The sequence below is a fragment of the Stenoxybacter acetivorans DSM 19021 genome, from assembly GCF_000745895.1.
In the GTDB taxonomy this organism is placed as follows: domain Bacteria; phylum Pseudomonadota; class Gammaproteobacteria; order Burkholderiales; family Neisseriaceae; genus Stenoxybacter; species Stenoxybacter acetivorans.
Genome location: NZ_JQKE01000008.1, coordinates 26,089 through 40,004, shown reverse-complemented (window position 1 = coordinate 40,004; position 13,916 = coordinate 26,089). Strand labels below are relative to the sequence as shown.

The following is a 13,916-nucleotide window of genomic DNA, read 5'->3' as shown; positions in this document are numbered from 1 at the left end:
ATCGGCATTCAATCAGGCGGAATGAAAAATTTTGTCATTCCTGTGTGTTGAGTGCTGATTTGCTGTTGAATGCAAATTGATTTTCAAGTAAGCATGGAAACAGCAAATCAACCCAGCTGAAAAATAATCCGTCAAAACAGACAGGCAGCCGTTAATGCACATCACAATTGGCGTGTTTCAGGCAGCCTGAGAGCCTTTTTGTTTGAGAAAACATTATGTTCCCCCAATCATACCCGCTGCCGAATTTTGAGTTACCTGCCGATATTTACGATCAAATTGTCGGACGGCGTTTACACGCAGACAGCCGACGAATAGAGCGTGGTAATGTTTTTGTGGCATGTCAGGGTGAATATACCGATGGACGCGGCTATATTGCTGATGCTGTTTCGCGCGGGGCAGCCTTTGTGTTCTGGGACAGTGACGGCGGTTTTGTGTGGCAGGCTGAATGGAATGTGCCGAATTTGGGCGTGCCGAATTTGAGTAAACAAGTCGGTTTGCTGGCGGCAGCGTGTTATGGCATACCCGGCAAACAATTGAGCGTATGGGGCATCACCGGCACCAACGGCAAAACCTCAGTCAGCCAGTGGTTGGCTCAGGCTGCCGACTTATTGGGCAAACGCTGTGGCATCATGGGAACGGTGGGCAACGGCTATTGGCAGCATCTGCAAAGCAGTACCCACACAACATTAGATGCGGTTTCCGTGCAGTCGTGGCTGATGCGGTTTGTGTGTGAGGGTGCAAAAGCCGTGGCAATGGAGGTGTCCAGTCATGGCTTGGAACAACATCGTGTCATTGGTGTGCCGTTTAAAACCGCCGTGTTCACCAATCTTACCCGCGATCATTTGGATTACCACGGCGACATGGCCAGTTATGGTGAAAGTAAAGCCAAATTATTCAGCTGGCAGGGTTTGCGTCATGCCGTCATCAATATTGATGATCCATTCGGGCGGCAGCTGGCGGCACATTTGCGCAGCCAATATTCGGAATTAACGGTATTGAGTTACGGATTTGCCGAAGATGCGGATATTTGTATCAGCCATTTTCAGGCAGCCGCCAGCGGTATGAATATTGGTTTGACCACGCCTTGGGGCGAAGGTGAAGTAAAAACGCATCTTTTGGGCAGGTTTAATGCGCAAAACTTAGCCGCTTGCGTGGGTGTGTTGTGTGCTGAAGGTTTTGGGCTGCCTGAAGTGTTGATTGCCTTGGCACAAATTCACCCGGCTACCGGACGCATGGACTGCCTCATGGGTGATAATCAGCCTTTAATTGTGGTGGATTATGCACATACCCCTGATGCGCTCGAAAAGGCTTTATCCACCTTGCAGGAAATCAAACCGAAAGGTGCAAAACTGTGGTGCGTTTTCGGCTGCGGCGGCAATCGCGACCGAGGCAAACGGCCGCTGATGGGTGCGGCAGCAGTATCAAGTGCAGACTGTGTTGTTATCACCAGCGATAATCCGCGCCGCGAAGAACCTCTGCAAATCATTGCCGATATTTTGCCTGCTGTGCCCAATCCTGTTTTGGTAGAAGCTGATCGTCAGCTTGCCATAGAATACGCCGTTGAACACGCCGGCGTATCTGATGTGGTGTTGATTGCCGGCAAAGGGCATGAAACTTATCAAGACATCAATGGTGAAAAACATCATTTTTCTGATTTTGAAGCGGCAGCGGCTGCATTACAAAAGCGAAACACGCATTAAATGAATGATTAAAAGCAGCCTGAAGCAGGCTGCCTGAAAGACACAAAATAATATGAAACCAACCATTGCCTTAGTTGGCCGCCCCAATGTGGGTAAATCCACCTTGTTTAATCGTTTAACCCGCAGCCGTGATGCACTGGTGGCGGATTTGCCAGGGCTGACCCGTGACCGTCATTACGGACATGGACGCGTAGGCAGTAAGCCTTATTTGGCAGTGGATACCGGTGGTTTTGAACCGGTGGTGGACAGCGGCATTTTGTATGAAATGGCAAAACACACCTTGCAAGCCATTGATGAAGCCGATGCGGTGGTGTTTTTGGTGGACGCACGAGCAGGAATCACGCCGCAGGATAAAATCATTGCCAACCGTTTACGTCAAAGCCCGCGTCCGGTGTTTTTGGCAGTTAATAAAGGTGAGGGCGGTAATCAGGCAGTGCTGGCGGCAGAATTTTATGAATTGGCATTGGGCGAACCTTTGGTGATTTCCGGTGCGCACGGTGATGGTGTTTATGATTTAATCGAAATCGTATTGGCGCATTTCCCTGATGCGGCAGAAGAAGAACGCGTTGAAAAGCACCCTGTGTTTGCGGTGATTGGCCGTCCGAATGTGGGCAAATCCACTTTGGTCAATACCATCTTGGGTGAAGAAAGAGTTATTACATTTGATATGGCGGGAACCACCCGCGACAGCATCCACATTGATTTTGAGCGCGGCGGTAAACCGTTTACCATCATCGATACCGCAGGTGTGCGCCGCCGAGGCAAAGTGGACGAAGCCGTTGAAAAATTCTCGGTGATTAAAGCCATGCAAGCGGTGGAAGCCGCCAATGTGGCGGTGTTGGTGCTGGATGCACAGCAAGACATTGCCGATCAAGATGCCACCATTGCGGGTTTTGCCTTGGAAGCTGGGCGGGCATTGGTCGTGGCGGTGAATAAGTGGGATAACATCAGCGAAGAACGTAAAGAGCAAATAAAGCGTGATATTGCCCGAAAGCTGTATTTCTTGGAATTTGCTCGGTTTCATTATGTATCGGCGTTGCATGGACGAGGGATAGACGGCTTATTTGATTCCATTCAGGCAGCTTATGATGCCGCGATGACCAAAATGTCCACACCCAAAATCACGCGGGTGCTGCAAAGTGCGGTGGAGCGGCAGCAACCGCCGCGTGCCGGCTTGGTGCGCCCGAAAATGCGTTATGCCCACCAAGGAGGCATGAATCCGCCGATTATTGTTATTCACGGCAACGCTTTGCAGCATATTTCTGATGCATACACCCGCTATTTAACACAAACATTCCGCAAAGCGTTTAACCTTCAGGGAACGCCGCTACGCATTCAGTATAATGTGGGTGAAAATCCGTATGAAGAAACCGACACCAAACCCAAAAAACCGCTGCGCAGGGTAACTTTGAGCAACCGCATTGCCAAGCGCGAAGAACATAAGCAAGTGAAAAAGCAAGTAAAGCGTAAAAATAAAGCAAGTGCGAAGAAAACAAATGCGCGTTAATGTGCTACGATTGCCGAAACGCAGTTGGGTAAACAGAAATACTCAATACATAACAAAACACGAAAATTAAAAACGGAGTATGAAGATGACCGCTAAAGGACAAATGTTACAAGATCCTTTTTTAAACGCCTTGCGCAAGGAGCATGTGCCTGTTTCTATTTATTTGGTAAACGGCATTAAATTACAAGGGCAGGTGGAGTCTTTCGACCAGTATGTCGTGCTGTTGCGCAATACTTCGGTAACGCAAATGGTGTATAAACACGCGATTTCGACGATTGTGCCGGCACGAGCCGTCAGTTTGCAGCAGGAAAGTAAAGCGATTGCACCTGAAGTAAGCGAATAATAAATATTCATTAATTGCAGCCATTATAAAAAAGCCGGATTATTCAATAATCCGGCTTTTTTCATGTATGATAAATTGATTTTATGGTTTAATAATTTTCAAAAACAGATTGATACATTGCTTTTTTTGCACAAAAGCAAATAGTGGTATGAATGTACTGAGGTTTATTTTTCTTAACGACCACGCATCAAATCAAAAAAATCAGCATTATTTTTAGAATTTTTGAGTTTTTCGCGCAAGAATTCCATGGCTTCGATGTCGTCCATCGGGTGCAGGAATTTTCGCAACAACCACATTTTTTGCAGTTGTTCGTTGGATACCAGCAATTCTTCGCGGCGTGTACCGGAGCGGTTGATATTAATCGCGGGAAACAGGCGTTTTTCTGCCATGCGGCGGTCAAGATGCAATTCCATATTGCCTGTGCCTTTGAATTCCTCGTAGATGACATCATCCATGCGGCTACCGGTTTCCACCAAGGCTGTGGCAATAATGGTCAGCGAGCCGCCTTCTTCGATGTTGCGTGCCGCACCGAAAAAACGTTTCGGGCGGTGCAGGGCGTTGGCATCAACGCCGCCGGTTAATACTTTGCCGGAACTCGGAATCACGGTGTTGTAAGCACGTGCCAAACGGGTAATTGAGTCCAGCAAGATAACCACATCGCGTTTGTGTTCAACCAAACGTTTGGCCTTTTCCATCACCATTTCGGCTACCTGAACATGGCGGGTGGCGGGCTCATCAAAAGTGGACGACACCACTTCGCCGCGAACCGAACGCATCATGTCGGTTACTTCTTCCGGCCGTTCGTCAATCAACAGTACAATCAATTCAGCGGCAGGATAATTGGCGGTGATGGCGTGGGCAATGTTTTGCAACATCACGGTTTTACCGGTTTTGGGCGGCGCAACCAAAAGGGCACGCTGTCCAAACCCAATCGGCGCGATTAAATCAATGGCACGGCTGGTGAGATTTTCATCGGCACGGGTGTCGCGTTCCAGTACAAATTGGCGGTTGGGGAACAGCGGGGTGAGGTTTTCAAACAGAATTTTGTGTTTGCAGACATCAGGGGCATCGCCGTTGATCTTGTCCAGCCGAACCAATGCGAAATAACGCTCATTGTCTTTTGGTACACGCACGCTGCCCTCAATGGTATCGCCTGTATGCAGATTAAAGCGGCGAATCTGGCTGGGGCTGACGTAAATATCATCGGGGCCTGCCAAATAAGAGGTATCCATACTGCGCAGAAAACCAAAGCCGTCGGGCAGAATTTCCAAAGTACCTGAGCAAGTAAAACTTTCGCCTTGCTTCATTTTGATGCGCACAATGGCAAATACTAAATCTTGTTTGCGCAAACGGTTGGCGTTTTCAATGCCCAATTCTTCGGCTAATTCCAGCAATTGGGATACGTGTTGGGTTTGTAATTCAGAAACGTGCATGTTTGATTGAGTCGATATAATGTAGTGTTAGTGAGTAATCACGTATTATTTAACAGTTTTATTTTTCAGGCAGCCTGAAAAACAATAAAAAATGAACGTGATGATTAGGGTGAGTGCGAAGAATAATTCGGGTAAAATCGGGAACGCTTGTGAATGCGTGAAAATATCGGGCTGTTCTTCATTTCAAGAACAAAGCGATTTTTGTATTCTACGTTTGACATGTTTTAATGTCAAGTATATAACACTAGCCGCGTCTGTTATTAAACAAACTTAAACCAAATAACCATGCCAGAAAGCATAAATCATGAATGAAGCTGAATTTTCCACTTGGTCATTGCGCATTTGTTTGACTATTCTAATCGTTTTTATGGGTTTTATCGTTTGGAATTTGGGAAAACAGTCCAATGCGGGTAAAACCGGTATGTTTGTATTATTTTTGGTGCTGGGTTTTGGGGTGTTTGGTTTTGTATTTAAAGAAACATTGGTTGAAATTCTCACCCATCTTAAACAAACTCCCTGATTGTTCAATAACTGTGTTTTCCTATATTATCAAACGTTTGTTGTTGCTGATACCCACTTTATTGGGTATTTTGGCGATTACCTTTGCGGTGATTCAATTGGTGCCGGGCGGTCCTGTGGAACAAATGGCGGCGCAATTGACGCAAAGTCAATTTGGCGGCGAAGTCAGCGTCAGCGGCAGTGCTTGGCAAAAGGGCGCGCGGCTGAGTGCAGAAGATTTGGCGCAGCTCAATCGTATTTACGGCTTCGATAAACCGCCGTTACAACGCTTCGGCGACATGCTTTGGCGGTTTTTGCGTTTTGATTTGGGAGAGAGTTTTTTTCATCATCAAACCGTGCTTGAATTGATACGTGCCAAATTGCCGGTGTCAATGAGTTTGGGTTTGTGGACTTTTTTCCTCACTTATTTAATTTGTATTCCTTTGGGCATTGCCAAAGCCGTCAACGATGGTTCGCGTTTTGATGCCGCCAGCAGTTTGCTGATTCTGGTGGGTTATGCCATTCCGCCGTTTGTTTTGGGTTTGGTATTACTGGTGTTGTTTGGCGGCGGCAGCTTTTGGGCATGGTTTCCGCTGGGCGGTCTGGTGAGCGATGGTTGGTCTGAATTGAGTTTATGGCACAAAATCACCGATTATCTGTGGCATATTGCTTTGCCGATTACCGCAATGACCGCAGGTAATTTGGCAGTGATGACGGTATTGACCAAAAACGTGTTTTTGGAAGAAATTCGCCGCCAATATGTCTATACCGCACGTGCCAAAGGGTTGCCTGAACGGCAAATTTTGTTGCGCCATGTGTTTCGTAATGCACTCATTCCGCTGGTTACCGGTTTTCCAGCTGCTTTTATTGGTGCATTTTTTACAGGCAGCCTGTTGATTGAAACGCTGTTTTCACTTGATGGCTTGGGTTTGCTGTCTTATGAAGCGGTCATTAAGCGTGATTATCCGGTGGTGATGGGTACGCTTTACGTCTTTACGCTGCTGGGTTTGCTGGCAAAATTGTTGTCAGACTTGTCTTATGCTTGGATTGATCCGCGCATTCATTTTGGCGGAACATCATCGTGAGCCGTAGCACCGACGGATTATGGCGGCGGGCAGTCCGCCGTTTTAAAGCACACAAACGTGCGTGGTTCAGCTTGCGTTTGCTGTGTTTATTATTGTTGGCAGCACTTGCCGCGCCGCTGTGGAGCAATGACAAACCGCTGTGGGTACGCTATCAGCAGCAGTTTTATTTTCCTTTGTTACACGATTATCATGAAACTGCTTTTGACGGCGATTTTGAAACACCAGCCGATTATCTTGACCCATATTTACGCCAAAAACTCAGTGAAAACGGCAACCAAATAGTGATGCCGCTTATTCCTTATGCACCGAATACGCTTAATGACTTCGATACCCAGCCTTTCCCTGCCGCGCCGAGTTCACGGCATTGGCTGGGTACAGATGATCGCGGGCGTGATGTATTGGCGCGGCTGATATATGGTTTTCGCGATTCGCTGTTATTCGCACTGGCACTCACCGCAATTGCAACCGCCGTCGGTGTGCTGGCAGGTGCAGTGCAAGGTTATTTCGGCGGTAAAACCGATTTGGCATTGCAGCGTTTTATGGAGGTTTGGGGTGCGTTGCCGGAATTGTATTTGCTGATTATTTTGTCATCGTTTTTTCAGCCTGGTTTATGGTTATTGCTGATATTGTTGTCGCTGTTCAGTTGGATGGGTTTGTCTGATTATGTGCGTGCCGAATTTTTAAAAAATCGTCAGGCAGAATATGTGTTGGCGGCAAAGAGCATGGGTGTATCCAATTGGGCAATTATGCGGCGGCACATACTGCCCAACAGTTTAACGCCGGTGCTGGCATTTTTGCCGTTTCGCATATCCGGTGCGGTGTTGGCACTCACCAGCTTGGACTTTTTGGGTTTGGGTGTATCTTCTTCGCAGGCGAGTTTGGGTGAATTGCTGGCACAAGGCAAAGACAATTTAGATGCTTGGTGGATTGGCTTATCCGCCTTTGCCGTGCTGACCATAATGCTGTTGCTGCTGATTTTTATCGGTGAAGGTTTGCGCCATGCTTTGGATACCCGTAGCGAGGCACAAACATGAATGCACTGTTAAATATCAGTGGTTTGAATGCCTTTTTCGGTAAAAAACAAGTATTGTTTGATATTGATTTGGGTTTGCAAGCAGGAGAAAAACACGCGTTAATCGGTGAGAGCGGCAGCGGTAAAACCGTGCTGGCACAAGGCATCATGCAGTTAAATGAACAGGCTCGGTTTTCAGGCAGCCTGAAGTTTGGCGGCAAAGAATTATTGGGTGCGCTGCCAAGTCAGCTGCGCAAGATACGCGGATGTGAAATCGGCATGGTATTTCAAGAGCCGATGAGCGCGTTAAATCCGGTAATGAAAATCGGACAGCAGATTGCCGAAGTGTTCACCTTGCATTTGGGATTGCCGCCGAAAGAAGCGCACAGCCGTGCCATCGCTTTATTGGCAGACATGGAAATCAAAGACGCCGAACAAAAAGCACAAGCCTATCCGTTTCAGCTTTCAGGCGGGCAGCGCCAACGGGCAATGATTGCGCTGGCATTGGCGGCAGAGCCGAAATTATTGATTGCCGATGAACCCACCACTGCATTAGATGCCGCCGTGCAAGCCCAAATTTTAACCTTGCTGGCACGATTGCAAGCCGAACGCGGCATGGCAGTGCTGTACATCAGCCATGACTTGAATTTGGTGCGCCGCTTTGCCGATAAAGTCAGCGTGATGCAGCACGGGCGTATCGTCGAAACAGGCAATACTCAAGATATTTTCTGTCGGCCACAGCACGAATACACGCGGCTGCTGCTCAACGCCCGCGCCGCCCGTTTTAATGTACCGCTGCCTGAAAATACCGCAGAAGTGTTGGATGCTGACAATATTACGGTATCGGTTCAACAAAAAAGCGGTTGGTTGCGGCGGCGGGAAATTCCCTTATTGCAACCCGTTTCTTTTCGTCTTCGCTACGGCGAAACGCTGGGCATTATCGGCGAGAGCGGCAGCGGTAAAACCACATTGGCCAAAGCGTTGATGCACTTAATTCCTTTTTCAGGCAGCCTGAAAGCACAAGGTACAGTCAGCTTGTTGGGTAAACCGTGGCAAACTGCCATGCGCCGCAACATGCAAATGGTGTTTCAAGACCCGTTCGGCGCACTCAATCCGCGTTTAACCGTATTTGAAATTGTTACAGAAGCCTTGCAGGTACACGAACCGCATTTGTCGTTGCCGCAAAGAAAGCAGCAGGTAATTGATGTGCTGCACACAGTCGGGCTACCTGAAGACATTTTGCCTCGCTACCCGCATGCTTTTTCAGGAGGACAGCGTCAGCGCATCGCCTTAGCACGTGCACTCATCACCCGACCGCAAGTTTTGATTTTGGACGAACCCACCAGTGCGCTGGATGTACAGTGGCAGCAGCAATTATTGGCATTATTGGCAGATTTACAACATCGGCTGGGCTTGAGTTATGTGTTGATAAGCCATGATTTGGCGGTTATCCGTGCCTTATCACATCGTGTGCTGGTGTTGAAAGACGGTGAAGTGATAGAATCCGGTGATTGTGAAGCCGTGTTTGCCTCACCCAATACGGCTTATACTCAAAAACTATTACAATACAGCCTGGCTTGAAACAATGACCGTCAGCCCGTATCTTGTGCAATTGAGAAAAAATAACTTATCGGCTCACTTCGGCAGCCAACACAACTTAAGGAAAACCTCATGAGCGAATTAATTGTACACGCCACCAATGCCACTTTTGAAAAAGAGGTGTTGCAATCTGAATTACCGGTATTGCTGGATTTTTGGGCACCGTGGTGTGGTCCGTGTAAACTGATTGGGCCGATTTTGGACGATTTGTCTGCTGAATACCAAGGCAAAGTGAAAATCGTGAAAATCAATGTTGATGAAAACAACGAAATTGCCGCTCAATTCGGCGTGCGCGGTATTCCCACTCTAATGGTGTTTAAAAACGGTACTAACGTTGCCACCAAAGTGGGTGCTTTGAGCCGCCCGCAATTGCAAAATTTCATCAACGCATCGGTGTAATTGATTTGTAGTTGGTCTGATAAATTGGTGGGTTGTTTCTGTGTTAAAAAACATCAGTCAAGTACAGTGATTTTTCAGTAATTCATTATTTTAAAAACCCTTTTCTTGTTATTTAACTTGAAAAGGGTTTGGTTGTATTTGAAGTTCATAACGGATATTTATCGGCGTTAAAACCGATTTTCAGTATTTTCCTGTGCACGAATTGCCCGCATCAATGCACGGATTTTGATTGCGTCCTTTATTCCTGCGCTGCTTTCTGCGCCGCTGGATATATCTACGGCTGCCGCACCGCTTGCTGCCAATGCTTCTTTGATATTGCCTTCATTTAAACCGCCCGACAATACCCAAGCGCAAGGCAGGTTTTCGGGCAGCATTTGCCAATCAAAACATTGTCCGGTGCCGCCGAATTGTCCGTGCACATAAGCATCAAACAATAAAGCACGTGCATCAGGAAAGTGTTCAGCGGCTGCCTGAATGTCTTCACGGCTTTTCACCCGAATCGCTTTCATGAACGGCCGTGCAAATTGTCGGCAAAACGCGGGCGTTTCATCGCCGTGAAATTGTAAAATATCCAGAGGAACGGTGTTTAACACCTGATTCACTTCTGTTGCATCGGCATTCACAAACAAACCCACCGCACTCACAAACGGCGGCAAAGCGTGCACAATTTTCTGTGCTTGTTCAATTGACACGCATCGGCGGCTGCCTGAAAAAAACACCAAGCCGATGGCGTCAACGCCCGCATCGGCAGCGGTAACTGCATCTTCAACCCGCGTGATTCCGCAAATTTTTACTCTTATTTTCATGTGTTTAATTGAATGTATCCGTTAAAATTGAATATTTCTTCACCATCTGAGGTTGCCTGAAATTGGTTTTCAGACAGATCCCATGATTGGTTCAATTGCTTCTGTTAAACCGAGTTTGGTTAAAAACTGTTGCACGTCAAGTTGTTGATTTTCAGGCAGCCTTGCTTGTTCGCGAATAATGCTTTCATGCGACACCCACCCCAGTGCTTGTGCCGCGAACAGCCAGTCGCTCGGTGCAAATACGCGTTGTCTGCCGCCTTGATTGTAGTCGGTAAAATCAATCAGGCGTGGGCTGCGGTGTTTGAGAATTTCCAGCAAGGCTTGATACCGATCAGACACAGTCATCTGATCGGCGGCTTGCCAAAATGGTGTATCGTTGCGTGTGCCATGATAAAACAATCGTGTAAAGTCAACGGCTTCTTCCCATGCGGCGCGTTGGGCACGATTGAATTCGTTAATGCTGTGCTCGGAAACAATTTTGCCGCCGGCATTGACCACTTGTCCAAAGTGCAGTAGCTGTGCCAGCATTTGCCCGTTGGCAGAATTGACTAAAGGTTCAATAAAGCCGGCGGCATCACCCAGAGCCATCACATTGCCGCGCCACACATCAGCATAATAACCCTGCTCAAAACCCCAAGATTCGGGTGTGCCTATGCTACCTGAAAAAAAATTCACCAATTCTGCTTGAACGGCATTCTCATCGGCATATTGACTGCTGTAAACATAATCACAGCATACGGTATCCATCAATGGTATTTGTCTGAGCCAGCCGGCATTCATGGCGGTATGGCGAGTGAGCAATGCCGGATTAGTGCCGGCAGCGGGATAATAGAGTGAAACCGCCGAATCAGTATTGAAAAATGATTGTACCGATTGCCATTGCCAACCAACGCTGTTACCGACCACCAAACGGCGGCTGCCTGAAGCGTCAATAAGAAAATCGGTGCGGAAATTGCCTCTTTCCGTTAAAACACCGCGCACATTGCCTGCTTTATCCCACACCGTTTCTTTAAACCGAGAAACCGTGTGTGAAATATCTTGTTCAATGGCTGTTTTTTTTAAAAAGTCAATGGCTTGTTTTTTGTTGAAATGAAAAGAAGGCAAAATGCCGGATTGCCCGCTACCGATAATGGCGGCAGCATCTTCGCGTGAAACCGCCTGCATGGCGGCAGTGAAAGCAGCAACCGTATGCGGCAGAGGAACTTGCCGTGCAAACAATGCCGATACTTGATAGGCCAAGCCCTCATGCCAGCGATTAAACGGCTCTTGTGTGCCGTCCACGCGTAAAATAAAAAAAGCATCGTCTTTGGCATCGGCATCGCTGCGCCAGCGCGCATAAGATTGCCCCCAGTGCAAAGTGGCTTGGGTTTCCCGCATAAAAGCAGAGGTGGGAATATCCAGTTCATTGAGCATGGAGACAATATTGAAAATACTGGTTTCACCATGTCCTTGAAGTGAATTTTCTACAGGGGATTCAACGACTTTAATATTTGACTTGGCAAAAAGCCGCTTTAAAAATAAAGCCGCAAACCATGCTTCCAAGCCATCGCCGAGAATCACAATGTTTTTTATTGTGTTGAAGTCCTGCATTGATGTGTTCCATAATTATTATTCTTGTGTGCGCAATTTTTGCTGAATTGCCCAATCGTATAAAGCTTTTTTATTGGTATTATAAATTTCCGCAGTGAGTGCCGCCGCTCGTTTTAATGGTAATTCTTGGCTTAATAAAATCAAAGTTTGACACGCACTTGCCGATAATTCTTGGTTTTTAACCGTTTCGCATGGGTGCAACACCAACACCATTTCACCTTTTTTTTGTTGGCTGTCTGATGACACGGCTGCCTGAATATCGGACACTGTACCGCAAAGAATGGTTTCGTGGCTTTTGGTGAGTTCACGTGCAAACACCAAGCGGCGATTGGGAAAACAATGTGCCATTTCCGACAAGGTTCTTTCAATGCGATGCGGTGTTTCAAACATCACTACCGCATAATCCGCTTCCTGCCAACGGGCAAACCATCGTTGCCGTTCCTGACTTTTCGGCGGCAGGAAACCGGCAAAATAAAAGTCAGATTGCACAACACCCGCCACACTTAACGTCGCCATGACCGCGCTGATTCCCGCCGTCGGCACTACTCGAAAGCCCGCTTCGCGCACCCGTGTAACCAATCTAGCACCTGGATCGCACACTGCCGGCGTGCCCGCATCAGACACCTGCGCCACCACCAGCCCTGCGCTCAATGCTTCAATCACCTTATCCGCCATGCTTTGTTCGTTTTGTTCACGAACACTTAAAAGCCGAGTATTGATGCCGAAAGCGCGCAATAATTGCTGTGTAACCCGAGTGTCTTCCGCACAAATCAAATCTGCACGTCCCAATACTGCCAGTGCGTGTAAAGTGATGTCAGATAAATTACCAATGGGTGTCGCCACCACATACAAGGTTTGCGGTAGAATGCGCGACACGGCTTTTTGATAATGGGTTTGCACCGATTTTCTTTCCTTACTCTGAAATCAATAAACAGGTTATTCATGCGTTTAAATCACCCGCAGGGGGCAGCGGCAGAAGAAATTGCCAAACGTTTTTTACAAGCACAAGGCTGTCGCATTGTGGCACAAAATTGGCACTGTCCTTTTGGTGAAATCGATTTAATTGCCAAACAGGGCAATGATTTGATTTTTGTGGAAGTGCGTTTTCGTAAAAATCAACGTTATGGCGGAGCCGCCGCCAGCATTGATGGCCGCAAAATCGGCAAATTGCAGCGAAGTGCCGAATACTATTTGCAAACCCAGCACATCAATTGTCCTTGCCGAATTGATGCCATATTACTGGAAGGCGAACAGAAACCGCAATGGCTCACCAATATTACGGGATAATATGAATCAAGATTTTAAAGACAATGCCGAACTCATTGCCTCTTGCCAAGACTGGCTGGCAGAACCGCTGGAACACGCTGCACACGCTTTGCTGCAAGCATTAATGAACGACGGCAAAATTTTGCTGGCGGGCAATGGCATGCACACCGCATTGGCCGATGTTTTTGCCGCCTATTTGGTGGCTTCTTTTCGGCAAAAGCGCATGAATTTGGCGGCAATGTCGCTGTGCGGTAATGCCGCGCTCCTCAGCAGGCTGGCTGAAAACGATGAATCCGAATTTGTTTACAGCGCACAAGTACAAGCCTTGGGTAAGCCCAAAGACATCCTGTGCGTGTTGTCTGCCGATGGCAATTGTTCTAATTTACTGACCGCTATTCAGGCAGCCCATGAACGCGATATGTGTGTTTTGGCGATGACCGGCAATAACGGCGGTAAAATTGCCGCTTTGCTGCGTGATGATGATTCACTAATCAATATCCCGCACGACAATCCTGCGCGTATTTTGGAAATCCATTTGGTTTGTATTCACGCCTTGTGCCGCCAAATCGACGGTGTTTTACTTGAAGGATTGTGATGACAGCACCGTTTTGCACACATAAATTTGCACTTGGGTGTCCGATAAATTCAGTGTAAGCTGACGGGTATTGCGACTGAAAA

At 47.4% G+C, this 13,916-nt stretch carries 14 protein-coding genes; 10 read left to right on the top strand and 4 right to left on the bottom strand.

All coding sequences use genetic code 11. The features are described from left to right. The first annotated feature begins 215 nt into the window (after positions 1–215). The 3 genes from Q384_RS01070 to hfq all read left to right on the top strand — a co-directional run bounded on the left by Q384_RS01070 (position 216) and on the right by hfq (position 3,550). Positions 216–1,700 (top strand): UDP-N-acetylmuramoyl-L-alanyl-D-glutamate--2,6-diaminopimelate ligase, encoded by a 1,485-nt coding sequence (locus tag Q384_RS01070; protein WP_037585408.1) that lies wholly within the window; start codon positions 216–218, stop codon positions 1,698–1,700. A 52-nt stretch (positions 1,701–1,752) separates the two neighbouring features. Further along, positions 1,753–3,207: a ribosome biogenesis GTPase Der gene (gene der / locus Q384_RS01065; protein WP_037585406.1), complete on the top strand. Its 1,455-nt coding sequence runs from the start codon at positions 1,753–1,755 to the stop codon at positions 3,205–3,207. 85 nt (positions 3,208–3,292) lie between these two features. After that, positions 3,293–3,550 (top strand): RNA chaperone Hfq, encoded by a 258-nt coding sequence (gene hfq, locus Q384_RS01060; RefSeq protein WP_037585405.1) that lies wholly within the window; start codon positions 3,293–3,295, stop codon positions 3,548–3,550. Positions 3,551–3,723: 173 nt separating this feature from the next. On the opposite strand, the gene rho is transcribed toward hfq, so the two are convergent. Next, positions 3,724–4,983 (bottom strand): transcription termination factor Rho, encoded by a 1,260-nt coding sequence (gene rho / locus Q384_RS01055; protein ID WP_037585404.1) that lies wholly within the window; start codon positions 4,981–4,983, stop codon positions 3,724–3,726. 304 nt (positions 4,984–5,287) lie between these two features. Between rho and Q384_RS01050 the strand changes: the two genes are divergently transcribed. From Q384_RS01050 to trxA, 5 genes are all read left to right on the top strand, one after another. Next, a complete protein-coding gene (locus tag Q384_RS01050) occupies positions 5,288–5,503 on the top strand; it encodes a DUF2788 domain-containing protein (protein WP_037585403.1) in 216 nt (71 codons plus the stop codon). A gap of 13 nt (positions 5,504–5,516) precedes the next feature. Then, on the top strand, positions 5,517–6,566 hold the full coding sequence (locus Q384_RS01045) for an ABC transporter permease subunit (protein ID WP_037585402.1): 1,050 nt from the start codon (positions 5,517–5,519) through the stop codon (positions 6,564–6,566). Continuing rightward, positions 6,563–7,600 carry an ABC transporter permease gene (locus Q384_RS01040; RefSeq protein ID WP_245608486.1) on the top strand — a complete coding sequence of 346 codons (1,038 nt, stop codon included), beginning with the start codon at positions 6,563–6,565 and terminating at the stop codon, positions 7,598–7,600. Before Q384_RS01045 ends, Q384_RS01040 begins: the two co-directional genes overlap by 4 nt. Further along, positions 7,597–9,159: an ABC transporter ATP-binding protein gene (locus tag Q384_RS01035; RefSeq protein ID WP_037585400.1), complete on the top strand. Its 1,563-nt coding sequence runs from the start codon at positions 7,597–7,599 to the stop codon at positions 9,157–9,159. Before Q384_RS01040 ends, Q384_RS01035 begins: the two co-directional genes overlap by 4 nt. A 90-nt stretch (positions 9,160–9,249) precedes the next feature. Beyond that, positions 9,250–9,576: a thioredoxin TrxA gene (trxA, locus tag Q384_RS01030; protein WP_037585399.1), complete on the top strand. Its 327-nt coding sequence runs from the start codon at positions 9,250–9,252 to the stop codon at positions 9,574–9,576. 167 nt (positions 9,577–9,743) lie between these two features. Here trxA and Q384_RS01025 read toward each other — a convergent pair whose 3' ends face one another. From Q384_RS01025 to rsmI, 3 genes are all read right to left on the bottom strand, one after another. Beyond that, on the bottom strand, positions 9,744–10,382 hold the full coding sequence (locus Q384_RS01025) for a phosphoribosylanthranilate isomerase (RefSeq protein WP_037585398.1): 639 nt from the start codon (positions 10,380–10,382) through the stop codon (positions 9,744–9,746). 69 nt (positions 10,383–10,451) lie between these two features. Next, entirely contained in the window at positions 10,452–11,972 is a 1,521-nt protein-coding gene (locus Q384_RS01020) for a tryptophan 7-halogenase (protein ID WP_037585396.1), read from the bottom strand. A gap of 18 nt (positions 11,973–11,990) precedes the next feature. Continuing rightward, entirely contained in the window at positions 11,991–12,872 is an 882-nt protein-coding gene (gene rsmI / locus Q384_RS01015) for a 16S rRNA (cytidine(1402)-2'-O)-methyltransferase (protein WP_037585395.1), read from the bottom strand. A 42-nt stretch (positions 12,873–12,914) separates the two neighbouring features. On the opposite strand from rsmI, the gene Q384_RS01010 reads away from it, so the two are divergent. Continuing rightward, positions 12,915–13,259 (top strand): YraN family protein, encoded by a 345-nt coding sequence (locus Q384_RS01010; RefSeq protein ID WP_037585394.1) that lies wholly within the window; start codon positions 12,915–12,917, stop codon positions 13,257–13,259. Between the two features lies 1 nt (position 13,260). After that, entirely contained in the window at positions 13,261–13,833 is a 573-nt protein-coding gene (locus Q384_RS01005; RefSeq protein ID WP_037585393.1) for an SIS domain-containing protein, read from the top strand. The last annotated feature ends 83 nt before the right edge of the window (positions 13,834–13,916 follow it).